Origin of the sequence: Sphingomonas faeni (assembly GCF_040407505.1) — a bacterium.
Lineage (GTDB): Bacteria > Pseudomonadota > Alphaproteobacteria > Sphingomonadales > Sphingomonadaceae > Sphingomonas > Sphingomonas faeni_E.
In genome coordinates this window covers 438,842-463,962 of record NZ_JAPZPQ010000003.1, presented here as the reverse complement: position 1 = coordinate 463,962, position 25,121 = coordinate 438,842, and the positions used below count along the sequence as shown (strand labels likewise).

Annotated in this window: 21 protein-coding genes; 17 read left to right on the top strand and 4 right to left on the bottom strand. The window is 67.9% G+C overall.

Going from position 1 to position 25,121, the window contains the following annotated elements; genetic code table 11:
• Window positions 1–5 precede the first annotated feature (5 nt).
• Entirely contained in the window at window positions 6–3,173 is a 3,168-nt protein-coding gene (locus O6X71_RS12995) for a CHAT domain-containing protein (RefSeq protein WP_353466209.1), read from the top strand.
• Window positions 3,170–3,979 (top strand): CPBP family intramembrane glutamic endopeptidase, encoded by an 810-nt coding sequence (locus O6X71_RS12990; RefSeq protein WP_353466208.1) that lies wholly within the window; start codon window positions 3,170–3,172, stop codon window positions 3,977–3,979. The genes O6X71_RS12995 and O6X71_RS12990 overlap by 4 nt, the downstream gene beginning before the upstream one ends.
• Before the next feature lie 2 nt (window positions 3,980–3,981).
• On the opposite strand, the gene O6X71_RS12985 is transcribed toward O6X71_RS12990, so the two are convergent.
• Window positions 3,982–5,229, bottom strand: coding sequence for a M23 family metallopeptidase (locus tag O6X71_RS12985; RefSeq protein WP_353466207.1), 1,248 nt, complete (start codon window positions 5,227–5,229; stop codon window positions 3,982–3,984).
• Window positions 5,230–5,497: 268 nt separating this feature from the next.
• Between O6X71_RS12985 and tssK the strand changes: the two genes are divergently transcribed.
• Genes tssK through O6X71_RS12955 form a run of 6 tightly spaced genes read left to right on the top strand, consistent with a single transcriptional unit; the run spans window position 5,498 to window position 14,761 of the window.
• Complete coding sequence (tssK, locus tag O6X71_RS12980; protein WP_353466206.1) at window positions 5,498–6,802, top strand: type VI secretion system baseplate subunit TssK; 1,305 nt, start codon at window positions 5,498–5,500, stop codon at window positions 6,800–6,802.
• Entirely contained in the window at window positions 6,799–8,229 is a 1,431-nt protein-coding gene (gene icmH, locus O6X71_RS12975) for a type IVB secretion system protein IcmH/DotU (RefSeq protein WP_353466205.1), read from the top strand. Before tssK ends, icmH begins: the two co-directional genes overlap by 4 nt.
• Window positions 8,229–11,732: a type VI secretion system membrane subunit TssM gene (tssM, locus tag O6X71_RS12970; protein WP_353466204.1), complete on the top strand. Its 3,504-nt coding sequence runs from the start codon at window positions 8,229–8,231 to the stop codon at window positions 11,730–11,732. Before icmH ends, tssM begins: the two co-directional genes overlap by 1 nt.
• Before the next feature lie 10 nt (window positions 11,733–11,742).
• Window positions 11,743–12,195, top strand: coding sequence for a type VI secretion system-associated protein TagF (gene tagF / locus O6X71_RS12965; protein ID WP_353466203.1), 453 nt, complete (start codon window positions 11,743–11,745; stop codon window positions 12,193–12,195).
• Complete coding sequence (locus tag O6X71_RS12960; protein WP_353466202.1) at window positions 12,192–12,956, top strand: PP2C family protein-serine/threonine phosphatase; 765 nt, start codon at window positions 12,192–12,194, stop codon at window positions 12,954–12,956. Before tagF ends, O6X71_RS12960 begins: the two co-directional genes overlap by 4 nt.
• On the top strand, window positions 12,953–14,761 hold the full coding sequence (locus O6X71_RS12955) for a serine/threonine-protein kinase (protein WP_353466201.1): 1,809 nt from the start codon (window positions 12,953–12,955) through the stop codon (window positions 14,759–14,761). The genes O6X71_RS12960 and O6X71_RS12955 overlap by 4 nt, the downstream gene beginning before the upstream one ends.
• A gap of 102 nt (window positions 14,762–14,863) precedes the next feature.
• On the opposite strand, the gene O6X71_RS12950 is transcribed toward O6X71_RS12955, so the two are convergent.
• Window positions 14,864–15,424, bottom strand: a complete 561-nt coding sequence (locus tag O6X71_RS12950; RefSeq protein WP_353466200.1) for a helix-turn-helix domain-containing protein — start codon at window positions 15,422–15,424, stop codon at window positions 14,864–14,866.
• An 85-nt stretch (window positions 15,425–15,509) separates the two neighbouring features.
• Between O6X71_RS12950 and O6X71_RS12945 the strand changes: the two genes are divergently transcribed.
• From O6X71_RS12945 to O6X71_RS12935, 3 genes are all read left to right on the top strand, one after another.
• Window positions 15,510–15,974, top strand: a complete 465-nt coding sequence (locus tag O6X71_RS12945; RefSeq protein WP_353466198.1) for a DUF6456 domain-containing protein — start codon at window positions 15,510–15,512, stop codon at window positions 15,972–15,974.
• Between the two features lie 39 nt (window positions 15,975–16,013).
• Window positions 16,014–16,952: a diaminopimelate epimerase gene (gene dapF, locus O6X71_RS12940; protein WP_353466197.1), complete on the top strand. Its 939-nt coding sequence runs from the start codon at window positions 16,014–16,016 to the stop codon at window positions 16,950–16,952.
• Between the two features lie 83 nt (window positions 16,953–17,035).
• Window positions 17,036–17,590, top strand: a complete 555-nt coding sequence (locus O6X71_RS12935; RefSeq protein ID WP_353466196.1) for a fasciclin domain-containing protein — start codon at window positions 17,036–17,038, stop codon at window positions 17,588–17,590.
• 222 nt (window positions 17,591–17,812) lie between these two features.
• Here O6X71_RS12935 and O6X71_RS12930 read toward each other — a convergent pair whose 3' ends face one another.
• Window positions 17,813–19,078: a NupC/NupG family nucleoside CNT transporter gene (locus O6X71_RS12930; RefSeq protein ID WP_353466195.1), complete on the bottom strand. Its 1,266-nt coding sequence runs from the start codon at window positions 19,076–19,078 to the stop codon at window positions 17,813–17,815.
• Between the two features lie 141 nt (window positions 19,079–19,219).
• On the opposite strand from O6X71_RS12930, the gene O6X71_RS12925 reads away from it, so the two are divergent.
• The 6 genes from O6X71_RS12925 (at window position 19,220) to O6X71_RS12900 (ending at window position 23,211) form a co-directional block, all read left to right on the top strand.
• Window positions 19,220–19,867: a queuosine precursor transporter gene (locus tag O6X71_RS12925; protein WP_353466194.1), complete on the top strand. Its 648-nt coding sequence runs from the start codon at window positions 19,220–19,222 to the stop codon at window positions 19,865–19,867.
• Between the two features lie 121 nt (window positions 19,868–19,988).
• Complete coding sequence (argB, locus tag O6X71_RS12920) at window positions 19,989–20,906, top strand: acetylglutamate kinase (RefSeq protein ID WP_060526005.1); 918 nt, start codon at window positions 19,989–19,991, stop codon at window positions 20,904–20,906.
• 205 nt (window positions 20,907–21,111) lie between these two features.
• Window positions 21,112–21,414 carry a YggT family protein gene (locus O6X71_RS12915; RefSeq protein ID WP_353466193.1) on the top strand — a complete coding sequence of 101 codons (303 nt, stop codon included), beginning with the start codon at window positions 21,112–21,114 and terminating at the stop codon, window positions 21,412–21,414.
• Window positions 21,411–21,722, top strand: coding sequence for a DUF167 domain-containing protein (locus O6X71_RS12910; RefSeq protein ID WP_353466192.1), 312 nt, complete (start codon window positions 21,411–21,413; stop codon window positions 21,720–21,722). Before O6X71_RS12915 ends, O6X71_RS12910 begins: the two co-directional genes overlap by 4 nt.
• Window positions 21,719–22,594 carry a bifunctional methylenetetrahydrofolate dehydrogenase/methenyltetrahydrofolate cyclohydrolase FolD gene (gene folD / locus O6X71_RS12905; RefSeq protein ID WP_353466191.1) on the top strand — a complete coding sequence of 292 codons (876 nt, stop codon included), beginning with the start codon at window positions 21,719–21,721 and terminating at the stop codon, window positions 22,592–22,594. Before O6X71_RS12910 ends, folD begins: the two co-directional genes overlap by 4 nt.
• Window positions 22,591–23,211 carry a MarC family protein gene (locus O6X71_RS12900; RefSeq protein ID WP_254687058.1) on the top strand — a complete coding sequence of 207 codons (621 nt, stop codon included), beginning with the start codon at window positions 22,591–22,593 and terminating at the stop codon, window positions 23,209–23,211. The genes folD and O6X71_RS12900 overlap by 4 nt, the downstream gene beginning before the upstream one ends.
• A gap of 27 nt (window positions 23,212–23,238) precedes the next feature.
• On the opposite strand, the gene O6X71_RS12895 is transcribed toward O6X71_RS12900, so the two are convergent.
• On the bottom strand, window positions 23,239–25,026 hold the full coding sequence (locus O6X71_RS12895) for an AcrB/AcrD/AcrF family protein (protein ID WP_353466190.1): 1,788 nt from the start codon (window positions 25,024–25,026) through the stop codon (window positions 23,239–23,241).
• Window positions 25,027–25,121 lie beyond the last annotated feature (95 nt).

Sequence of the window (25,121 nt, the reverse complement as noted above, 5' to 3'; positions counted from 1 at the left end):
GCTCGATGCCTCGTACCCATAAAGCGTTGATGATGATGGCGCTGGGCGGCTCCGCGCTGGCCGGCTGCGCGACCGTGACGCCGCAGGCTCGCCTGGAGACGGTCGGACTTGGCCGCAATCCAGCTGGCGAGGCGTGCGTCGCGACGCGCAACTGGTCCGATCCCGGCGTACCCGATCGCTTCGCGCGCGCCTATACGATCGCCTGTTCGGGTGTCGCCGCCAGCCGGCCACTCGGCACCGTTCGTGCGATCAAGGCGACGGCCGAGGCTCAAGCGGCGCTCGATGCGCAGTTCGACTGCGGTCCCGTCCAGGCAGTACGCGTCGCCGCGACAGAGGGCACCGCACGCCGCTGTCTCGACAAGGTCACCGGGCTCGAATCGGTGCGGCTGGATACGGCGCGCGGCGGGATGCACTATGCCGCTGCCGGCACGCCCGCGCTGCTGCCGTTGCTTGAGGAGGCGCTTGGGATCGTGTCGGGCGTGCTGCCGCCGAACACGGACGTCACCCGGACGCCGACCGCGACGATCGACATCGCCGGGATTGCTCCGCGGCCGAGTGCGACCGGCGCCGACCTTGCCGCGGCCGATGCTGCGGGCACGGTCGCCGCCCCGCTCGACGTCGCGACCGCGTTGGCACAGGGGATCAGCCTCAACCACAAGGGGCTCTATGTGGAGGCCTCGCGCATCCTCAACGATGCGCTGAGCCGGTTGTCGCCCACCGCGTCCGCCCCGTCCACCACCACCACCACTAACACCACCGCTCTGTTGAGCGCCGAACTGCTGCTGGAGGCGGCACTGGCGGATTCGAACATCCGTTTCCCCGATGCGGCCGCTGCGCATTTCGCGGCCGCCGATGCGATCTTCGCCGCGCAGCCGGCCTCGCGCACGGCCTTCCTGTCGCGCAAGCGCGATACCTATGGCGCGCTCGATGCGATCAACCGCCATGCCTTTCCCGAGGCACTCGCGACACTCGATCGGGTGGCGAATGCGCCCGCCGCGGCAGGCCAGCCGCTGCGCGATCCGTCGACCTTGCGCCTGCTGAACCAGCCGCGCCAGAACGGCACCGCGACGGCGCTCACCGTGCCCAACGCCGCGGTGCTGTCGCAGTTGGTGCTCGACATCCAGACGCAATATGCGCGCAGCGTTGCGTTGCTGGCGCAGGGTGACCGCGACCAGGCCGAAGCCGCGATCGATCGTGCCGCTGCGATCTATCGTCCGCTCGCCAACGAACGGCTGGACCAGACGCAGCTGCTATGGCTTGGCGCCCGGATCGCCCGCCAGCGCGGTCGCTTGCAGGCGCAACGCGGCGATTACGCCAACGCCTATGACAATTTTACCGACGCGGTCGACATGCTCCGGCGCAGTGCGATCGCCAATGCCGGGACCGGCAACGAGCCAGCCATCGCGGAGGCGCAGCTCGACCGGGCGGCGGTCTATGCCCGGACCGGTGCGTCGCGCACGGCGGTGCGTAATGCCTTTGGCGAAGCGGTCGACGCGCTGATCGATTCCCACGGTACGTCGCTCGGCAGTGCGCTGGGCATGCAGGATTACCTCGATCTGCTGGTCGCCGAGTCCGCCAAGCCGCTGCCCGATACCTATGATCGGTTCTTCCGGGCGGTGCAGGCGAATGGCGAGCCCGCGGTCGCCCGCCAGCTCAGCCAGCTGCGGACCACGGTGACGGCCGACGGCACGATCGCCACGGCGCTGCGCGAGCGCGCCGATCTGGAACGGGAAATCACCCGGTTGCGCTATGCGTTGGCGGGCGGAAAGACGGGCGAGGCCGCGCCGACCGACCTGTCGCGCGCGCGAACGGCGGCCGAACAGCGGCTGCTCGCGGTCGATGCCAAGCTTGCCGCCGATCCGCGGTATCGTACGCTCGACGATGCACCGGCGACACTGGCTGAACTGCGCGGCGCGCTGCGTCCGGGCGAGGCTTTCCTCAAGCTGACCCGGCTCGATCGCCGCATCTACGGCCTCGTCGTGACCCCCGACCGGACGTTCGTCTACCACGTCGCGGACAGCGAGGCGGCAACGCGGGCGGTCGAGACGCTGGGGCAGCAGCTCCGCGCCTCGATCGATGGCGGCCTCGACGTCGGCAAGCTCGTCCCGTTCGACGAAGCCCGCGCCTATACGCTCTTCCGGCTGGTCACGGGGCCGGCGGCAACGACGTTGCAGGCGTCGCGATCGATCGTCGTCGATCCGGCCGGACCGCTCGAGACGTTGCCGATCGGCGCGCTCGTGACGCGCTATGACGCAAATGCGGTGCGTGCGGACCCGTTCGACTTTTCGCAAACCGCGTTCCTGGCGCGCACCGCATCGATCTCCAACGCGCTGTCGCCGCGGTCGTTTCTGGTCGCGCGCAGTACCCCGGCGTCGCGAGCGCAGCGCGCGTTCATCGGCTTCGGCCAGCACAGCGCCCCCGCCAGCGCAACCGGGGTGGCGGCACTCCGGCCGATCTCGGTCGGCTATGGGTGCAGCGTCGACTATGGTCGTCTCGCGTCCCTGTCGCGCACCTTGAAGCCGATCAGCGCGCGCGAACTCGGTATCGCGGCGGGCGCGTTGCAAGTCCGTGACGCGCAACTGCTCACGGGTGCCGCCTTCACCGATACCAGCGTCGAGGCACGCGGCGATCTCGACCAGTATGAGGTCGTCCATTTCGCCACGCATGGCCTGACCGAAGGAATGTGGGGCTGCTCCAAGTCGCCACCAGCCTTGGTCACCTCGTTCGGCGATGCCAATTCCGACGGACTGTTGAGCTTCTCGGAGATCGCGCAACTCCGGCTCGATGCGAACTTGGTCGTGCTGTCCGCGTGTGACACCGCGGCCGGCGTGAGGGACGAAGGGCTTGCGCGCAGCGCCGGGCAGGAGGAGGCTGGCGCAACGCTCGAGGGGCTGGTGCGCGCCTTCCTCACCGCCAACGCCCGCGCGGTGCTTGCCACCTATTGGCAGGTGTCGGCGGAGAAGGAGAGCGACGAGTTCATCCGCGCCTTCTACGCCCGCGCGCGCACCGGCACGATGGGCGAGGCGATGCAGGATGCGCAACGCGCGTTGATCGCGCAGCCGGCCTATTCGCATCCATTCTACTGGGCGCCGTATTTCCTGGTCGGCGACAGCAGCAAGACCGCGCTGACCCCCGCGTCGCCCCCGCAAAGTCCGCGCGTCGCGGCAAAATGAGCGCGGTACGGCCACTCGCGGCGGCGGCGATCGGCGTCGTCCTGGTGGCGATGTTGCTGGCGTTCGGGCCTCCGGTCGTTGCCGGATGGTTGAATGGCGCATCAGGGGCTCGGGGCGAAAGCCTGTTCACGCTGGCGATCTTTGGCCCGATGCTGGCGATCGGCATCGCCGGTCGCTGGCTGGGTCGTGTGACTGGCCCGGTGTTCGGTGAACGTCCTGGCCGTGCGATCCTGTTTGGCTTGGCGGTCGGCGCGGGGGGGCTGGTGTTGGCGGTCGGCTATACCTGGCTAGCGGGCAGTCTGGTCGGCGGGGCGGGGAGCACGATCCTGCCGACGTTGCTGATCGGCATCGTCACCGTGACGCTTCAGGTTGCGGCGGAGGAGATGTTGTTCCGTGGCTGGCTGCAACCCCAGATCGCATCCGTTATCGGCGCGCCCGTGGCGGTGCTACTTGTCGCAGTGATATTCGCGGCACTTCACCTGCTGGGAGGCGCGACCGGCGTACTGACGCTGGCCAACCTGATGCTCGGCGGAATCCTGTTCGGGCTGATCGCAGTCCGCGACGGCGGCATCGCGGGGGCCGTCGCCGCGCATTGGGGATGGAATGTCGGCGAGCAGATGCTGCTCGGGCTCGATCCCAATCCGGGCGTCGGTGTGTTCGGCGCGCTCTTCGACTTCGACCTGGTCGGCGCGGCACGGTGGGGCGGATCGGATCAGGGGCTCAACGCAAGTCTGGCAATGACGATCGCACTTGCCGCGATCGTGATCCCGCTGGCGCTTCGATACCGGGCCGGCAAGTCGGACTGAAGTTAGCCGGCCGTTGCCACCCGCGCCGCGTCGACCCGATCACGCAGCGCACGGAACTGCTTGAGCGCGGCGCCGGCCAGCGTGCGACTGCCGCCAACTTCGATCGACATCGGGTCGACCGGCTGTCCGTCGATGTGCACCTCGTAATGAAGGTGCGGGCCGGTGGAACGTCCCGTGGTGCCGACCTCGCCGATCTGCTGGCCCTGCGCGACCTTGAGGCCCGGCGTCAGTCCCGCGGCGATGCGGTTCATGTGCAGGTACAGCGTGTCCCAGCCATTGGCATGATGCAGGCGGACGAAATTACCGTTGGGCCCCTTCGGCCCTGCGAACGTGACGACCGCGTCGCCCGCCGCGTAGATCGGCGTGCCGGTCGGTGCCGCGAAGTCGGTGCCCTTGTGCATCTTGACGAAGCCGAGGATCGGATGGCCGCGCATGCCGAACCCCGAACTGATCCGCGCGGCCTCGACGGGCGTACGCATCAGCGACTTTCGGCTGCTCCGGCCGCTGCTGTCGAACCATTCCTCCTCTGCATCGCCCGGCGCGCGGTAGCGATACAGCGCGCGAGACTTGCCCGCGGTGGCGAGCGAGGCATAGACCAGTACGGGCGTCCCGACCGGGTCGCCGTCCGCGGTGACGCGTTGCTCGAACCCGGCTTCGAACACGTCGCCTCGCGCGACCTCGCGCTGCATGTCGAAATCATAGCGGAATGCGTTGACGAACGGGCCGATCAGCACGTCGCTGACGCCGGCCGCGACCGCTGAACTGTAGAAGCTTTCGCCATCGAGCTCGCCGCGGACGAAGCGGGTCTGCCGACGCAGGTCCGCGGCGAGCGATGTCGTGACAAAGCCGCCGCCGGTCTGCGGCGCCAGCGTCACGCCCGACCCATCGGTGCGTGTCGCGGTGAGACCCGCCAGCCGGACCGCGTCTCCATCATGATCCAGCGTGAATGCCAGCCTGATGTCGCCCGGAGCAGAGCCGAGAGCCTTGCCGATCGCGCGAACCGCGGCCTCGCTGTCGGCGGTGGATACGCCCGACGCGGCAAGGGTAGGCGCAAGGTCGGCCAGCGTCGGCACGATCAGCGTACGGCTTTCCAAGGCTGCCTTGCCGAGAACGATCGCCGGTGCAGCAACGGTCGGCGGCCGCGCCGAGGGGCGCGACGAGACGGCAGCGATGGCGCCGACACCCGCGATCGCGATGCCGATAGCGGGCGCGATCCAGCGGCCTGTCGTCGCAGGAGGTCGCGCCGCCACCAGGGCAGGAGTTGGGCTTGGCGGAGTGACCGCGGCAGGGCCCGGTTTCGGTGTGACCCAGGATCGGGGATCGAACGACGGTTCCTGATCTGGGGAACTGGACATCGACTTCCCAGACATAGATTGTGTCGCCGCGTACGACATAGCTATTGCCCAGTTCGTCGGGCGAGGCAATAACCAGCCCAGCAGCCGCATCGTCGCGGTCGGTTCAAGACCCTGCAGGGGAATGCGATTGGCTGGGAAGAATCGGGTTGCCTGGCACGAAGGCATGTTCCTGAGGCCGCAGCATTTTCAGGCTCAGGACCGTTTTATCGACGCCCAACTGGGTGCGCGCGTCGAATCGATTCGACCCTGGGCATGGGGTATCACGGCCCTCACCATCGACGAGGACCTCGCCGCGCTCGGCAAGTTCGCGGTATCGCGCGCCACCGGGATCCTCCCCGACGGCACGCCGTTCGCGATCCCCGACGACCTGCCGCCGCCCGAACCCCTCGACGTGCCGGGCGACACGCGCGATGCGATCGTGCACCTGACGCTGCCCGCCAGCCAGGTCGGCGCGGTGCAGTTCCGCGACGGCGATGCGCCCGGCCTCGACGCGCGCTTCCTGGTCGACGAGGCGGAGGTGGCGGACGCCTATTCCGACGACCGTACCAGCGAACCGATCGGGCTCGGCCGGCCTAATCTTCGCTTCGGAATCACCCGCGACCAGATCTACGGCCGGGTGACGCTCGGCCTCGCGCGTGTTCGCGAAGTGCAGAACAAGCGCGTGATGTTCGACGACCGCTATATCGCGCCGACGCTGGATGCCGCGGCGGCACCGCGGCTGCGCGGCGGGCTGTCGGATATCGTCGGTCGCGCCGCACAGCGCGCCGAGGAACTGGCGGTGCGCGCGGTCGAGGCGACCGACGGCGGCTCAGACACATTTGCGAGCTTCCTGTTGCTCCAGGCGCTCAACCGCTGGCTACCCGTGTTAGAGCATCTTCAGTTCCTGCCGGTCGTTCATCCCGAACGCCTGTTCGAGGCGCTGGTGTCGATGGCGGGCGAGATCGCGACGCTGATCCGGGCGGAACGCAAGCCGCCGCCACTGCCGCGCTACGATCACGAGAACCCGCAAATATGTTTCGAGCCGGTGTTCGACCTGCTGCAGTCGATGCTGTCGGCGGTGTTCGAACGGTCTGCGCTCCAGATGCCGCTCGATCAGGCCGGCCCGGGCGCGTACGTGTCGCGGATCACCGATCACAGCCTGTACGAGACCGGCTATTTCTATCTTGCCGTCGCCTCTGCGTCGCCGGTCGAGGAAATCCGCGGGCTGTTTCCCTCCGTGGCGAAGATCGGCACGGTGCAGAAGATGCGCCAGATCGTCGACTCCGCGCTGCCCGGGGTGCCGTTGCGGCATACGCCGACGCCGCCGCCGCAGCTCCGCGTGCTGCCCGGGTTCGTCTATTTCGAACTCGATCGCGGCGTACCCGACTGGCGCGAGTTCCAGCAGGCGACCGCGCTGGGCCTCCACGTCGCCGGCGACTGGCCGCAGCTGAAGCTTGAATTGTGGTGCGTCAAACGGGGTGGGCGATGAGCGAGGACGGCGACAAGACCGTTTTTCGCCCCTCGCCGCTGCAGGGGCTCAAGCGTGGCGATGCGCCCGCGCCCGCTGGCCCTGCCGCCAATCCGACGCCTTGGTCGCCTGCCGGCAGCCCCGGATATGGGTCGTCGCCCGCCAACGCCGGATATGCCGCGCCGCCGTCGCTGTCGCGGACCGGCAGTGCGCCGGTCGCACCGGGGCTGACACCGTCGCGATTGGGTGAGGACGATGTTCCGCTGCCAGCCACGCCGCAGTCGATCCGCAACGTCATGCTGGCGGAGGCGGAGCCCGTCCTGGCGCTGCTCGCCGCCGTCCGCGCCGGTCGAGTCCGCCCGGCTATGCCCGAGCTGCATCGGCAATGCGCCGCGGCGATCGCACGGTTCGAGCGCGCGATCCAGCCGCACTACACCGAGGAAAAGCGCCAGCGCGCCAAATACGCGGTCTGCGCGACCGCCGACGACATCGCGCAGAACCTGCCGGGCGTCGGCAGCGACGGCGCCGAATGGGCGCGGCGCTCGATGGTCGTCACGTTCTTCCAGGAAAACATCGGCGGCGACCGCTTCTGGCAGCTGGTCGACGACATGCTGCGCGTGCCGCAGGACAATCTCGACCTGATCGAGCTGTTCCATGCGTGCCTCGCTGCCGGGTTCGAGGGCCGCTTCCGGGTGATGCCCGACGGTCGGCGACGGCTGCACGAGATCATGACGCGGCTGCAGGGCGCGTTGCCGCACGTCCGGTCGCTGTCGCAGGTCGAACTCGTGCCCCACTGGCGCGGCGAGACCGCACCGGTCGGCCGGATCGGGTGGAGCGTGCTGGCGCTGGCATCGGCGGCCGCGCTCGCGCTGCTGTTGCTCGTGTATGTCGTGCTGCGGCTGATGCTGGGCTCCAGCGGTGAAACGCCGTCGTCCCGGCTGGCCGCGCTGACGCCCGACGCCCGGCTGACCTTGTCGCGCCCCGCCGCCGCGATGGCCGCGACGTCCAGCGCGCAGGCGAGCAAGCTCCGCCGGTTCCTCGAACCCGAAATCCGCGAGCATCTCGTCACGGTCGAGGAAGACGCGCAGACCGTTCGCGTCCGCACTACCGTCGGGCAACTCTTCGAGTCCGGCTCCGATGCGCTCGAACCGGGCCGCGAGACGCTGTTCCACCGCATCGGTCGTGCGATCGAGGGCGAAAAGGGCAATGTCGTGATCGAGGGGCATGCCGATAATGCTCCGGTCGCGACCGTCCGCTTCCCCGACAACATGGCGCTCAGCGAAGCCCGTGCCGAGACGGTCGGCGCGCTGGTTCGCCAGGACCTGTCCGATCCGGCGCGGGTATCCACCAAGGGACTAGGAGACACCGTGCCGATCGCTTCCAATGCGGATGCCGCGGGCAAGTCGAAGAACCGACGCGTCGAAATCGTCGTGCCGCGGCGCTACTGATGCGGCGTTTCTTCCGGAACTGGTATGCGGTGACGATCACCGCGGCGGTGCTGCTGGCCGCGCTGCTGGCGTTCGGCCTGCCCTTGTTCGTTGCGTTCTTCCGGCCCGTGCCGGTGCGGATCGGTGCGGTCGTCGCGGTCGCGCTGGGCTGGGGGCTATGGTGGTTCCTGCGCCGTCGCGCTGCGCGCCGCGCCGCCGATGCGATCGCCGCCGAACTCGCCGGGCCGAATGCTGCCGACGAGGAAGGCAAGGCGCTCGGCCGTCGCATGAGCGAGGCGCTGACCAAGCTGCGCGGCGCGGCGGGCGGAAAGCGCGATTACCTGTATAGCCGTCCCTGGTACGTCATCATCGGTCCGCCAGGCGCGGGCAAGACCACCGCGCTGCTGAACTCGGGGCTACGGTTTCCGCTCGTCGAACAGGCCGTCGGTGGCGTCGGCGGCACGCGCAACCTCGACTTCTGGTTCGCCGACGAAGCGGTGCTGGTCGATACCGCGGGGCGCTACACGACGCAGGACAGCGATACCGTGGTCGACGCGGCGGGCTGGGGCGCGTTCCTCGGACTGCTCAAGCGGCACCGGCCGCGGCAGCCGATCAACGGCGTGTTCGTGGCGATCGGCGTCGATACGCTGGTCGCGAGCGACTGTGCCGCGATCGATGCGCATGCTCGCGCGGTCCGTCGTCGGCTCGTCGAGCTGCGTCGCTCGCTCGAAACCGCGGTGCCGATCTACCTGCTCGTCACCAAGGCGGATCTGCTCGCCGGCTTCACCGATTATTTCGACGATCTCGACGTCGAGGGGCGGCGTGCCGTGCTCGGTGCGACGTTGCCGTACGCCGAGGGGCGACCGTCCGCCGAGATGCTGGCGCATGCGTTCGACGAGGCGACGCAGGCCGTCGCCGACCGTCAGGCGCGGCGGCTGTTCGAGGAGGTCGACCAGCGCCGTCGCGGCATGATGATCGGTTTCCCGGCGCAGTTGCGATCGCTGCGCGCGCGGATGATGCGCTTTGCCGACGGCGCGTTCGTCGCCGGCGACGAAGCGGCCGGCGTGCTGCGCGGCTTCTACCTGACCAGCGGCGTGCAGGAGGGGGCACCGCTCGATCGTATCCTCGCGTCGATGGCCGAGGTGTACGAACAGCCGGTCGATCCTGCGGTCGGCGCGCGTGGGCGTGCGTATTTCCTCAACCGGCTGCTGACCGAAGTGATGTTCCCCGAGGCCGGGCTCGTCACCACCGACACCAAGGCGAAGGCGCGGCGTCGCGGCCAGCTTGGCGCCGCGTTGGCGGGCATCGCTATCGCCGCGGCGCTGGTCCTGACCGCATGGGGCGTCAGCTTCGTGCGCAATCGTGCGTTCCAATCTGCGCTAGCCGGCCAGACCGCGCGTGCCGAACAGCAGTTCCGCGATGCCGGTGTCGACCTGACCCAGGTGCGCGAGGACGATGCCGACCTGCGTGCCGCGATCCCCGCGCTCGATACCCTGCGCAACCTGCCGCGGGGCTATGCCGAGCGGCGTAGCGGCGGGCCGGCGCTGACGATGACCTTCGGCCTGTACCAGCGTAGCCTCAGCCAGCAGGCCGAGGAAACGTACCGCGATGCGCTGCGCCGGGTGATGCTGCCTCGGTTGCTGCTGCGTCTGGAAGCCGTGATGAAGGCGAACGGACGCGATCCGATGCAGTTGTACGAGCCGCTCAAGGTCTATCTGATGCTCGGCCAGCAGGGGCCGATGGATGCAAGGGCGGTGCGCGCCTGGGTGACCGCGGATTGGGCTACCGATCTGTATCCTGGCGCCGACAGCCAGGCCGAGCGGACCGCGCTCACGCGCCACCTCGACGCGCTGATCGAAGACAAGGACATGGCGTCGGTCTGGCCGAACCGCCGTCCGCCGCTCGACGGCCAACTCGTTGCCAGTGCGCGGGCGGCCGTGCAGACCCTCAGTCTCGCCGACCGGGCTTATGCGGTGATGCGGCAGAAGGCAGCGTCGGCAGGGCCGGCTTGGGAAGTCGCCAACGTGCTGTCGCAGGGCGACGCACTGGCGTTTGCGTCGCCCGACACGCTCATCGCGATGCGCATCCCCTATTTCTTCACGCGTGCCGGGTACGAGAAGACCTATCTGCCGGGGCTTGCGACCGTGCAGCAAGACCTTAAGCGCGACCTTTGGGTGCTTGGCGGCGCGGAGGAAGCCGGCGTCGGTGAGGAACTGAGCAACGTCCGTCCCGGCGTCGCGGGGCTGTATGCCAAGGATTACATCGCAGCCTGGGAGGGTGTCGTCACCGCGATGAAGCCTGCCGCGTATTTCAGCGATCCGGCGGCGTTCGGCGCGCTGACCAAGAGCCCGTCACCGCTGAAGCGCGTGCTGCTCGAACTGCGCAAGAACACGATCTTCACCGGTGGCGCGCAGGCGGGTCTCGCGCGGGCGGGCCGATACGGCATGAACCGCTCGCGGCTCGGGCGGGTGGCGAACGAGATCGGCCGCGATCGATCGCGCGGGATCGATGCCGGCGACGAGATCAGCGGGTACTTCCAGCCGATGCACGAATATGTCGGCGATGGCCGCGGTTCGGCGCCGATCGATGATTTCGTCGCCGGGATCAAGGCGGCCGGGCAGGCGGTCATGGCGGCACGGTCGGTCGGCGGCGGTGGCGGTGCGGATACCACGCAGGCTCAGATGGCGGCGGCCTTGGCCTCGGTCCGTGCAGCGGCGGCCGGGGCTCCTCCGCAATTGCAGGGCTTCGTCAATTCGGCTGCGGGAGGGGGCACCCGTGCGCAGATCGGCGCGGCGAGCGGTGCGGTCGGCGACGCCTATGCCCAGACGGTGCTGCCTGCATGCCGGGGGGTTGCCCAGGAGCACTACCCTTTTTTCGCCACCGCAGCGGATGCCCCGATGGTTGAGGCGTTGCGCGTGTTCTCGATGGGCGGGGTGTTCGACGGCTTCGTCCAGCAGCGCCTGATGCCGATGATCGACACCTCCGGCCCGGTATGGCGGTGGAAGGACAACGACCCGGTCGCCGCCGCGCTCAACCCCTCGACCCCGGAAACGCTGGCGCGCGCGGTCCAGCTTCGCGAACTGCTTGCGGCGGGCCTGCCGATCAAGGTGTCGGTGGCGAGTTTCGGCACCGACGTCGGCATCGTCGAGGTCGCCAGCGGCGGAACCCGCTATCGCTTCACGCCGCAGAGCAATCAGCCCAAGCCGTTGATCTGGTCCGCGACCGGCAGCCTGCCGGAGGCATCGGTGGTGCTCTATCGCACCCCGTCCACCACGCCAGCCACGCTGGTCGCAGGAGCCGACGCACCGCCGGGCGTCGAACTCGCGAAGATCGAGACCGAAGGGCCCTGGGCGCTGTTCCGCCTGATGGACCGCGCCGAAAAGCAGAATGCCGGGCCCAAGGCGATCCGCGCCGGCTTCGGCGAGGGGCCGCAGCGCACGACGCTGACCGTGCAATTGCCGGGCACCACCAATCCGTTCAGCCGTGCGGGCCTGTGGTCGTTCCGGTGCCCGGCCAGCCTGTGATCGCGCACCTGTGACCGCGCGCCTGTTCGGCAAGCTGCCCGCGCACGGGGATTTCGTCTCGCGCGGCTGCACGCCGGTGGAGCAAGCGAGCCTCGACGCCTGGCTGACCGCATCGCTGGCGGACGCGCAGGATCGTTTCGGTGGAGAGTTCGTCGATCGCTTCGATGCGGCATTGCCCTGGAAAGGGTACGGAGCAGGTGCGGTTGGGATGATCGCCGCATCGCAGGACGCCGCCGGGCGGCGCTATCCGTTGCTGCTGGTCTGTGCCGCAACGGACGATATCGAGGATCTGATCTACGCCGCTATCGCCGAGCGCTGGGACGCTGATCGGCTCGCGACGATGGCCGAAGCAGGTCCCTCTTCGTCGATCGAGCGGTGGGAGTCCGCCGATCGCGCCATGTCGCTCGATGGCGACATGCCGCTCAATATCGTCACCGCCATGCTGGAGGCCGTCGGCGTATGAGCGTCCAATTCCGTATCGCCAGCGTCGCCGCGACGCATCCGGGGCTGGTGCGCCGGGTCAACGAGGATCGCCATGCCGAGCGGACCGCGGATGGTCTATGGGTCGTCGCGGACGGCATGGGCGGGCATGCATTCGGCGACTGGGCCGCGCATGCCGTGGTCCAGGCGATCGAGAGCGTGGATATCCCGCCGACATTCGATGCCGCGGTGCAGGCGGTTGCCGATGGCGTCCACAGCGCCAACCGCCGGATCTGGGCGGAGTCGCAGCGTCGCGAACAGCAGATGGGATCCACCGTCGTCGTGCTGCTGGTCCATGGCGATCGTTTCGCGGCCTTGTGGGTAGGGGACAGCCGTATCTACCTGCGTCGCGCCGATATGCTGGTGCCGCTGACCCGCGACCACAGCCAGGTGCAGGAGATGGTCGACCGCGGCCTGATCGCTCCTGAGGAAGCGGCGGATCATCCGCGAGGCCATGTGCTGGCGCGGGCGGTGGGGGTCGGCGCGCGGATCGCGGTGGATGTCGTCACCGATGCCGTCGAACCGGGCGATCGGTTCCTGTTGTGCAGCGACGGGCTGTCCGGGCAGGTCACCGACCCGGAGCTTGGCGCAATACTGGCGCTTCCCGACCAGTCGGAGGCCATCGAAGCGCTCGTCGCGCGCGCGCTCGATCGTGGTGCGCCCGACAACGTGACCGCGATCCTCGTCGGCGTGCAGGAAACGACCCGGCTCGAATTCGCCGAAGCCGGGAAGGTACCGTCATGACCGAGGACGACCGCACGGTCTTCGATCCCGACCGCACGGTATTCGACCCGGCAGGGGCAAGCGCGAGCGCAGGCGGTACGACGCCACAGCCACCGGCAGGCGGCACCGCGATCAAGGTTGGCGACGTGCTCAACCACATGTTCGCGGTCACCGGCTTCCTGGCGCGGGGCGGCATGGGCGAGGTGTTCGTCGGCGCCAACGTCATCACCGACGAGCGGGTCGCGATCAAGGTGATGCTGCCGGCTCTCGCCGCCGATCCCAACGTCATCACGCTGTTCCGGCGCGAGGCGCAGACGCTGACCCGCCTGCATCACGAGGCGGTGGTGCAATACCGCGTGCTGGCGCAGGAGCCCGAGCTCGGCGTCCTCTACATCGTCACCGAATATATCGAGGGCACCAGCCTCTCGGACGTGCTCGCGACGCTGCGACCGTCGCCCGAAGACCTCGGCGCGCTGTTGCGACGGCTCGCGTCGGGATTGGCGGCGGCGCATGCGCTCGGCGCGATCCACCGCGACGTCTCTCCCGACAACGTGTTGCTCCCGGGCGGGCGGCTTGGCGGCGCCAAGCTGATCGACTTCGGCATCGCCAAGGATCTCGACCCCGGCACGGCGACCGTCATCGGCGACGGGTTCGCGGGCAAGCTCGGCTATGTCGCGCCCGAACAGCTCGGCGATTTCGGCCGGACGCTGGGGCCGTGGACCGACGTCTACAGCCTCGGGCTGGTGATCCTCGCGGTCGCGCGCGGCAGCGATCTCGGGCTCGGGGGAACGCTGGTCGATGCGGTCGACAAGCGGCGCGCAGGGCTCGACCTGGCCGCCGTGCCGATACCGTTGCGCTCGGTCGTCGCGGGCATGGTTCGCCCTGATCCGGCCGACCGCCTTCAGTCGATGGGCGCGGTGCTGGCCGCGCTCGACGGCGCAGAGGTGCCTGGCGCCTTGGCCACCAACGGCCTCCCGCGCTGGTGGCCCGCCGCCGCCGCGGTCGTGCTGATGCTGCTGGTCGCGCTGGGCTGGTTCGCGTTGCGTGGCGATGCGCCGACCGCGCGGGCGCCATCCGTCGCGGTCGCTGCCGATCCGGTCGTGCGCGCCCGCGATGCGATAGACGCGGCGTTACCCTCGGTCAGTTGCACCTGGTTGCGGATCGTCTCGGTAAGCTCGAGCGCCGGCGGCCCGCGCGTCGCATTGACGGGTGTGGCCGGCAACCCGACCCAGGCCCAGACCGAGATCGTCCGCACGCTGCAGGCGCAGGGACTGACCGCCAGCGCGATCGATTTTGCCGAGGTGTCGCCGATCACCCAGTCGGGTTGCGCCGCGCTCGATGCGTTTCGTCAGATCCGGACGACGGGGCGCAATCGCCTGTCGGTGCCGCAACGTCGGTTCGAGATGCGCACCCAGACGGCCGGCTCGGCCTATGAAGGCAAGGTCGCGGCGAGTGCGATCGTCGGGATCGCAATCGGCGATCCGGCGCTCGACTTCGCGCTGGTCGGCCTGGAGCCCTCTGGGGCGATCGACATGCTGATCCCGAACCGCGCTGCTTTCGCCGAGCAAGTGCGCAAGTCGCGCGATGGTTTGCCGATCACTGATCTGGGCGGCGATCGGTATCGCCTGCAGATCGATCTGGATCATCAGGGCTGGTCGGGGTTGCTGCTCGTCACCGGTAAGGGGCCGTTCGATGCCAACGTTATTGCGCCGCCACTCGGTCAGCGCGACGCCGCATGGCGCAAGACGCTGGTCGAACGCGCTGCGGAGCGCGGCTGGCAGGCGGACATGATCTGGTTCCGATCGGTCGACGATTCGAAGGATTGAGCGAACTTCGGGTCGTACCCGTTTTCACTGAACAAAGGCCGCTGCGGCAAAATTGATACTGGCCGACAAATATCGGCGGTTCGAACCTGTCGCCCATAGTCGCTATAGTGCGCGGACCAGACGCATCGCGAGGGCTATCCAGGCGGGGTCTGAGATCGTCAGCGCCTGTGTCCCCGGGCCTGGTGGCAGAACGGTAACGCTGCCGTCGCATCCGGTCAGTCGTCCGAACGCGAAACGGCCTGCTGGTTGCGGGACTAGGACGTCGCGGTTGAGGGCGGTTGCGAAATTTTCGGGAGCTAGCGTTGCGGCCCAGATCACGTCGCCTGCGCGGTAGTCGCCGGTGCCGTTCGCAACGGTAATCGCGATCTGACCTGGCGCGACCTGAGGCGGTGGTACGGTCGTGGTGCGGCGGGGGGCGTGGGCTCCGTGGCTGTCGAGTATTGCGGCGACTGGCAGGTCCTTACGGTCCGGCAGTGTCACTAGATCGCTTGCCTCGACGCCCAGTGCGGCGGCGATCCGGTTGAGCCAGCCGATCGAGACGGTGCGCGTGCCGGTCTCCAGCCGCCCGATCGTCTGCGCGGTGGTCGGTGGATCGCACCGCCTGGCGACGTCCTCCAGCGTCAGTCCCTTGGCACGCCGGACGTCGCGAATGGCGGTGATCATCGAATGACTCCAAACCAGATAGGTTATTCTCCTGTCCTACAACCGCGCGGATATGGCAACCGGCAAGCGCAACGGGAGATGGCGGATGCGCGAACTGGTAGAGCGGACGGTCGATTCGGAGGGTGTTCCACAACCGGCTGGCACGCGTCGCGGTCGTACGGTCACCGTGAACCTTGCGGAGTCGCCGCTCGGATGGCTCCGGTCGCGCGCGCTGATCGACGTGAATCAGTTCGAGGCGGGGGAGCGGTTGCTGGCCGATTACGAACGCGCGTCGATCGCGCCGAGCGTGACGATGCGCTGGGTCGAGCGGATCGATGGCGGTGGTGGTGACGGGCTCGATCCGACATCGGCGCAGATTGCGGCGAAGCGCCGGTTCGACGCGGCGCTGGCGGCGGCGGGGCCGGGGTTGGCGGATATCCTCTGGCGCGTGGTTTGTGCGGGGGAGGGGCTGCCGGTGGCCGAGAAGGCGTTGCAGTGGCCGGCGCGGGCGGGGCGGGTCGTGCTGACGCTCGCGCTCGATCGGTTGGCCGCGCATTACGGGATCGGTTAGGCGCTCGCTTTGATCCGCGGGCGTGACTAAGTGACGGGTATGCGCTTCGACCTCATCAAATGCCACGGCTCCGGCAACGACTTTCCGCTGATCGACGCGCGCGCGTCGATCCTTGGCGATGCGGCTTGGGCTGCCGTTGCGCGGGCGTTGGCGGATCGCGATGGACCGGTGGGTGGCGATGGACTACTGTTGCTGACCGCCGGCGACGAGACCCATGCGTTCGGCATGCGGATGTTCAATTCGGACGGCAGCGAGTCGGAGACGTGCCTCAACGGCCTGCGCTGCGTCGCGCGTGCTGGGTTCTCGGCGACGGGTTCCGAAACCGCGATGGCGCTGCTGAAGACGAGCGACGCGGCCGTTCAGCGCGATGGTGATATCGCCGAGGGCGTGTTCACCGTGCGCGAGATCGCCGGCCCTGCGTCTCTGGATGCCGCGGCGTGGCCGATGCATGTCGGGACCGATCGCATCGTCGATACGCCGATCGCGCGCTTGCCGACGGACCGCGCCTTTACCGCCGTCGCAATGCCCAACCCGCATCTCGTGACGTTCGTGGATGCCGTCGACGAAGCCGAACTCGTCCGCGTCGGCGAGGCGTGCGAGGCGGCACCCGACTGGCTGCCGAATCGCGCGAACGTCAGTTTCGTAGAGGTGCGTGGCCGCGACCTGTTCGTGCGGACGTTCGAGCGCGGCGTCGGCCTCACCGACAGTTGCGGCAGCGCGATGGCGGCGTCGACCTATGCCGCGTGCCTGACCGGGCGGATCGCGTACGACACGCCGACGACGGTGTTCAACAAGGGCGGGCTGGTCCGCACGGAGGCGAGCGAGGCGGCGATGGTGACGCTGTCGGGCAATGCGACGTTCGAGTGGACCGGCACGATCGAGGTCGATCTCGACACGGCGATCGCTAGCGACCTGGTCGTCACGCGGCAGCACGACGACGAGATCGCGGCCTGGGCGGGACTTCTCGCGACGATCTGAGCACCGGCTGCGTCCTTCTCGTGGCACGCCCGTATCTCCCCGCAGTGGCGCCGCACACCGGCTCCGCACGCAGGAGAGAAGCCATGAACCACGTCATTCGTACCGCGATCGTCGCGGCCGCCGTTGCCGTCAGCGGCAGCGCGATCGTCGCTGCCCAGACCAACCCGATGGTCGGCGGCGCCGCGATGTATCCGACCAAGACGATCGTCGAGAACGCCGTCAATTCGAAGGATCACACGACGCTGGTCGCCGCGGTCAAGGCCGCCGGTCTCGTCGAGACGCTGTCGGGCCCGGGTCCGTTCACCGTGTTCGCGCCCACCAATGCGGCGTTCAAGAAGCTGCCAGCCGGCACCGTCGACACGCTGCTCAAGCCCGAGAACAAGGCGCAGCTCGCCAGCGTCCTGACCTATCACGTCGTCCCCGGCACGATCACCGCCGCCGACATCGCCGCCAAGGCGAAGGCGAACGGCGGCACCGCGACCTACACGACCGTGCAGGGCGAGCCGCTGATGTTCAAGAAGGTCGGCACCGGCTGGGGCATCATGGACGGCAAGGGCCATAAGGGCCGCGTCACGATTGCCAACGTCATGCAGTCGAACGGCGTGATCCACGTCGTCGACACGGTGATGCTGCCGTAATCGGCGATCCCGCGAGATAGCTGCCTCGCTTCCCCCCGCGAGGTAGTTTGCGTTGGGCCCGTCGCCGAAAGGTGGCGGGCCCGATTGCGTTAGGGCGCCTTCTAGTCTCGGCCCGTCATCTCGACCCACGTCATCCTGACGAAAGTCAGGACCCAGGGTAACAAGCGCTGCCCCTCGTGGCTCTGGGTCCTGACTTTCGTCAGGATGACGGATGGGTGGGATTCAGCCGATCAGCAGGCCCGCAAGCGCAGCCGACATCAGGTTCGCGAGGCTTCCTGCGGCGAGCGCGCGCAGGCCGAGCTTGGCGATCATCGGCCGCTGGTTCGGCGCGAGGCTGCCGGTCACCGCCATCTGGATCGCGATCGACGAGAAGTTTGCAAAGCCACACAGCGAGAAGGTGATGACCGCGATCGTCCGCGCGCTCAGCCCCTGCTGCGTCCCGAGCGAGATATACGCGACGAATTCGTTCAGCACGATCTTCTGCCCGAACAGCCCGCCAGCGATCCCGGCCTCGCTCCACGGCACGTTCAGCAGGAACATGATCGGCGCAAAGACGTAGCCGAGCAGCCCCTGGAAGCTCAGCCCCGGCAGCCCGATCATGTTGCCGAGCCCGCCGAGCAGCCCGTTCGCGAGCGCCACCAGCGCCACGAACGCCAGCACCATCGCGCCGACCGCGACGGCAAGGCGCACGCCGGTCTGCGCGCCCTGGGCTGCGGCCATGATCAGATTGGCGGGCTTCTCCTCGTCGTGCGTGGCCTGCGGCATCGGTTCGCCCGCCGACGATTCGCCGGGCAGGTCGCCGAGCGCGAGTTCGCCCTCTGGCGGCATCACGCGGTCGGGCATGATGATCTTCGCCATCAGGATGCCGCCGGGCGCCGCCATGAAGCTCGCCGCGAGCAGATAATCGATGCGGATACCCATCGACGCATACGCCGCGAGGATCGTGCCCGCGACCCCCGCCATGCCGCTGGTCATCACCGTGAACAACTGCGCTGGGGTAAGCCCCGCCAGATACGGCCGGATCACAAGCGGCGATTCGCTCTGGCCGACGAAGATGTTCGCCGCGGCGCACAGCGATTCAACCTTCGAGACGCCGATGACCTTCTCGATCCCGCCGCCGACCCAGCGCACCACGAACTGCATGATGCCGAGATAATACAGGATCGAGACGAGGCTCGCGAAGAAGATGATCACCGGCAACGCGGCGATCGCGAAACTTTGCCCGCCGATCTCGGGGGTCGCCATCTTGCCGAACAGGAACTCGGTGCCCTTCTGCGAATAGCCGAGCAGGTTCGCGACCCCGCCAGACATCTCGCCGAGCACGATCTTGCCGAAGCTCGAATACAGTACCAGCACCGCGATCCCGGCCTGCAACGCGAACGCGGCCCCGACGATACGCAGGCGGATCGCGCGGCGGTCGCTCGACAGCAGCACGGCGATACCGAGGATGACGGCGATGCCTGCAAGGCCGATGACTAGTCTTTCCATGGACGCCCTGCATTTTTGACTGACACGCGCGGCCCCCCGGCTGCGCAAGCGACCGACATGACACGCGAGCGGCGTGCTCGCCAGTCTTTATGATGGGGGAGTCATTTGACGGCGCGCGCGATTCCGCTAGCGTCCCGAGCGATGGATAAGCCTGTTCCCGCGTTCCCGCGTTCGCTCTTCGTTTTCTCGGTCCTGTACGGCGGCATGGTGTGCATCGCCGGCGTGTTGGGGGTGAAGCAGGTCGCGCTCGGCCCGCTCGCGGTCGAGGCGGGGATCTTCGGCTTCCTGCTGTTGGTGGTGCTCAGCAGCGCGATCGCCGAACTGCACGGCCAGAAGACCGCGACGTTCCTCGTCCGCCTCGGGTTCATCCCGCTGCTGGTGTCCGCGGCGCTGATCCACCTGGTGCTGGCGCTGCCGCACGATCCGGGGATGTACCCGCCCGCGGTCGACGCGTTCCCAGTCGTGGTCGGCCAGAGTTCGCGGATGATGATCGCCGGGCTGATCTCCTACGGGATTTCGCAGACGCTCAACGTGCTGATCTTCTCGAAGCTGTCGGGACAGGTCGGCAGCGGCGAGGGCAAGCTGGTGTGGCTCCGCGGCATGATCGCGAGCATCATCTCGCAGATCATCGACACGATCTTGTTCATCACCATCTCGTTCCTCGGCGAACGGCCGATCGTCGCGCTGATGGAGGGCCAAATGCTCACCAAGGTCATACTGTCGATCGTGCTGGTGCCGTTCATGATCACCTTCTTCGTAAAGCTCGGGCGGCGGTTGGACCGGGTCTGACCTCGTTGTTTCCCCGCGAAGGCGGGGACCCAGTCTGGGCTCCCGCCTTCGCGGGAGAACAAGGAAGCGAGAGCGACGTCCGCGTCTTTCGCTCCCTCACCCAACTGGCTAAGGGATCGGCATGACCGATCACACGCCCGATCCCGCCCTGCTCGCCAAGGCGGAAACGCTCACCGAGGCGCTGCCGTATCTGCAGCGCTATGCCGGCAAGACGTTCGTCGTGAAATACGGCGGCCACGCGATGGGCGACCCTGAATTGCAGCGCGACTTCGCCGAGGACATGGTTCTGCTCAAGGCGGTCGGGATCAACCCGGTCGTCGTCCACGGCGGCGGGCCACAGATCGGCGCGATGTTGAAGCGCCTCGGCGTCGAATCGCGCTTCGTCGACGGCCTGCGCGTCACCGATGCGGAGACCGCGCAGATCGCCGAAATGGTCCTCGCGGGCTCGATCAACAAGGAGATCGTCGGCTGGATCGGCCAGGCGGGCGGTCGCGCGGTCGGTATCTCGGGCAAGGACGCCGGCCTCGTCCTCGCACAGAAAGTCGGCCACGGCCGCGAGCCCGACAAGCTCCAGGGGATCGAGCGGCACGTCGACCTCGGCTTCGTCGGCGAGCCGATCGCGGTCGACCGGACGATCCTCGACACGCTGATCGCCGCCGATATCATCCCCGTCATTGCCCCGATCGGCATCGGTGCCGACGGCCACACCTACAACATCAACGCCGACACGATGGCGGGCGCGATTGCGGCTGCGATGGGCGCCGCGCGCTTCTTCCTGCTGACCGATATCGTCGGCGTGCTCGACAAGCAGGGCGAACTGCTGACCGACCTCGATCCCGCGCGGATCGCCGAACTGCGCGCCGACGGCACGGTGACCGGTGGCATGATCCCGAAGCTCGACACCTGCGTCGCAGCGGTCGAATCGGGTGTCGACGCCGCGGTGATAATCGACGGCCGCGTGCCACACGCGATGTTGCTGGAGATATTCACCAAGCAGGGCGCGGGCACGCTGGTGAGCGCCAACGGGCGCTCGCGGTAGGAGGTCGCCTCTCACGCCCGTCATCCTGACGAAAGTCAGGATCCAGAGCCACTAGGGTAACGCCTGTGGCTCTGGATCCTGGGTCAAGCCCAGGATGACGGAGGTTGGGAAGGCGAATCACCGGGCGAAAACCACCGACACCACAGGGCTTCTCGTTCTCCCCCCGCCACCTTATATCGGCAATACACCAGCGGAGACCTACGCCTTGATCGCCCTTCTTCAGATCGTCCAGTTGCTGCTCACCGTCATCTGGTGGATTATCGTCGTACAGGCGATCCTGTCGTGGCTGATCGCGTTCAACGTCATCAATACGCACAGTGATTTCGTCCGCACCGTATGGAATGCACTGCAGCGTATGACCGAGCCGATGTACCGCCCGATCCGCCGCGTGCTCCCGGATTTCGGCGCGCTGGATCTGTCGCCGCTGGTCGTGCTGCTGATCCTCTACATCCTCAGCAACATCGTCATTCCGAACATCGCGCAGAATTATCTCGTCGCGACCTATTGAGCGAGAAGGCCGCTTGGCGGGCGCTGGCTGACGGGCTGGCGATTGCCGTTCGGGTAACTCCGCGCGGGGGTCGCGATGCGTTGACCGCCGGGACCGAAGAGCATTTCGTCGCGAGGTTGGCGGCGGCGCCGGTGGACGGTGCCGCGAATGCTGGGTTGGTGGCGCTCGTCGCGAAGACCTTTGGCGTACCCAAGCGTGCCGTGACGATCGTCGCCGGCGAAACCGCCCGCCTGAAGCGCCTGCACATCGCCGGCAACGCCACTACGCTGGCGGAAATTGCCGCCGCGCTCTATGGGCCGCGGGCATGAGCGCGACCATCATCGACGGCAAGGCCTTCGCCGCCGGCCTCCGGGCCCGTATCGCAGACGGCGTCACCGCCTTTCGGGCCGAGGCAGGCCGCGCGCCTGGGCTGGCTGTGGTGCTGGTCGGCGAGGATCCCGCCTCCAACGTCTATGTCCGGTCGAAGGGCAGGGCGACGCGCGAGGCCGGGATGGCGAGCATCGAGCACCGGCTCCCAGCCGACGTGCCGGCCGAAGAGCTGCTCGCTCTGGTCGCGGCGCTCAACGCCAACCCGACGATCGACGGCATCTTGGTCCAGTTGCCCCTGCCCAAGCATATCGACGAGCAGGCGGTCATCTCCGCGATCGACCCCGACAAGGATGTCGATGGCTTCCATCCGATCAACGCTGGCCGTCTCGCAACCGGGCTTCCCGGCTTCGTACCCTGCACGCCGTTCGGCTGCGTCATGTTGTTGAAGAGCGTGTTGCCTAGCTTGAGCGGGCTTGAGGCTGTCGTCGTCGGCCGCTCGAACATCGTCGGCAAGCCGATGGCGCAGCTGCTGCTCCGTGAGAGCTGCACCGTGACCGTCGTGCATAGTCGCACCAAGGACGTTCCCGCGCATATTGGTCGCGCGGACATCGTTGTTGCTGCGGTCGGTATTCCGCAGATGATCAAGGGCGACTGGCTCAAGCCCGGCGCAACCGTCATCGACGTCGGTATCAACCGTACCGATGCCGGCCTCGTCGGCGACGTCGATTTCGCCAGCGCAGTCGAGGTTGCGGGCGCGATCACGCCGGTGCCGGGGGGCGTCGGGCCGATGACGATCGCCTGCTTGTTGCGCAATACTTTGGTCTCCGCAGGCCGCCGCGAAGGCGTCGCGATCGAGGAGTCGAGCCTGTGATCGAACTCTACATCTCGTCGCTGATCACGTTCTTCGTCGTCATCGATCCGCCCGGCTGCGCGCCGATCTACGCCGGGCTGTCGGCAAGCGCCTCATCCCTCCAGAAGCGGGCGATGGCGATCCGCGCGGTTGGCGTGTCCGCGCTGATCCTGTTCGTGTTCGCGCTGTTCGGCGAGGCGTTGCTTAAGGGCCTCGGGATCAGCCTGGCCAGCTTCCGCATCGCCGGCGGCATCATGCTGTTCCTTATCGCGCTCGAAATGGTGTTCGAAAAGCGCACCGAACGCCGCGAGGACCGCGCCGCAAAGGTGGCGAGCGATCCCGAGGTCGAGGACGTCTCAATCTTCCCGATGGCGATGCCGATGATCGCAGGCCCCGGCTCGATCGCGTCGGTGATGCTGTTGATGAGCCGCAACAGCGGGATCGAGCGATCGCTGGTGGTGCTCGGCGCGATGGTGACGATCCTGCTGCTGACTCTGGTCGCGCTGCTCGCGGCGGGGCCGATCATGCGGATTCTCGGCGCGAAGATCGAGGCGGTGATCACCCGGTTGCTCGGCGTGCTGCTGGCGGCGCTCGCGGTGCAGTTCGTGCTCGATGGCCTGTCGGTGGTGCTGCGTTGAGCCGCTCTCCCGCGGGAGCGGGAGAACTCAGTCCACCTTGAACAACCGCAGCGGCGACTTCGCCGGCAGCGGGAGTGGGGTCAGCCACGCCGGGATCTTGTTCTTCGCCAGTTCCGAGTAGAACCCCTTCGGACTGCGCGCCTTATAGTTGGTCGATTCGGCCGCGTTCGGACACAGCAGCAGCATCGTCGCGCCGTGGCGCCTGATGATCGCATGCGCCTCGTCCGCAGACCGTCCGAACGCGTGCTGCACGTCGAGGATCGCGTCGCCGTTCCGGTGATACGGCCCCGCGATCGCGTCGTGATGCGTGATCGTGATCAGCCGCGGGCCCATGTCGACGAAGGTGAAGATCGTCTGCGCGGGGTATTTGTTCAGCGCGAGCAGCACGGTGGTGCGCAGGCAGTCGCCGGTCGCCATGTTGACGCGCTTTTCATACGGCTTCGGCCGGTCGATCGGCAGGTATTTGAGCACCATCCCGGCGAACATCCCCGAGACGATCAGGAACGCCGCGGCCGTCCCCAGCACGCGCACTGCGATCGATCGGTTGCCGAGCAACCGCGGGATGATCAGCCAGGCGAGCGCGGTCGCTCCCGGGATCGCCAGCATCTGCGCGGCGGGTCCGGCGCGGACCTGCCACAACAGCATCGCGCAGGCGAACGCGGTGAACAGCGCGACCGCCGCCCAGCCGACTGCGCTTTGATCACGACGCGCGCGCCACGCTGCGATCGCCGCCCCGATCAGGCCGATGATCGGCAGCGTCGCGAGCGCGAACCCGACGCGGAAACTATGCTTGTAGATCGGCTTGGCCTCGCGAACATTGTCCAGCCAGTTGCGCTGCAGCTCGGGCGAAATGCCCTCGGGCCGTCCCAGGCACTGCGGGAAGACGAGGGCAAAACCGGCGACGATCGCCGCACCCGCCGCCACTGCCAGCGCCAGTCGCATCCCGCGCGACGCCGGCCCGAACCGCGCGAGCAGGAACAGCAGCATCCCCGCCGCGATCATCACGCTCAACCACACCGGCGTCAGCGCATCGCACCGCATCGCCTGGTTGGCGTTCGACGCGAACAGCGCGAACCCGAGCGTGCTGCCGCCTCCCAACGTCAGCGCATAGATCGACAGGCGTTCGGCTTCCGACCGGTCCCACACCCAGCGCAGCGCGATGATCGCGCCCGCCATCGCCGCGTAGGGCAACAGCTCGAGCCCGATCGACAGCGACACCGCGCTCGCGATCCCGACCATAGCGCCACCACGTCGGCCGTTCGCATCGCACAGGCCCGCTACCGTGAGGCTCAACATCGCGAGCTGCCAACCGTGGTGATCGATCCGCTCGGGCATGAACATCAGCATCGTGCCGGTCGCGCCGACCATGAACACGACCGCCAGCGGCCACGCATACGGGCTGATAAGCCGGCGCACCGTCGCGCCGATGCCGAGCATCGCGATCGACAGCGGCAGCAACGGCGCGATCCCGCAGGCGAGCCGTTCGGCCCAGCTGTTGCTGGTGAACAGGCGGAAGAACAGGATCAGCCCGGCGATCGGCAGGTCGACGATCCGGCTCCAGTGGATGTCGAACCCGACCGGCGGGTTCATCCGGTAGTTGCGCAGATCGTACCAGCCCTGGCCGTCGAGCAGCGCGCGGACCTGCATCAGGCGCATGTTGTCGTCGGTATCACCAAGCGACAGCCAGCGGATCTGGCCCCAGCGATCGACCATCGACCACGCCGCCACCGCCACCCAGGCGAGCAGCGTAAGCGCGATCCAATGCCGATCGAGTTCGTCCAGCAACGTCCGCCGCTGAAGTGGTGCCTGATCCAAAACGCTTTCCTCCGGCCCGCACGCACTCTAGATGCGCGGGCGTATATCAAGCGCCGCTCTATCGCGGTGCCCGTAAAGAACAAGGCACCGGCGCG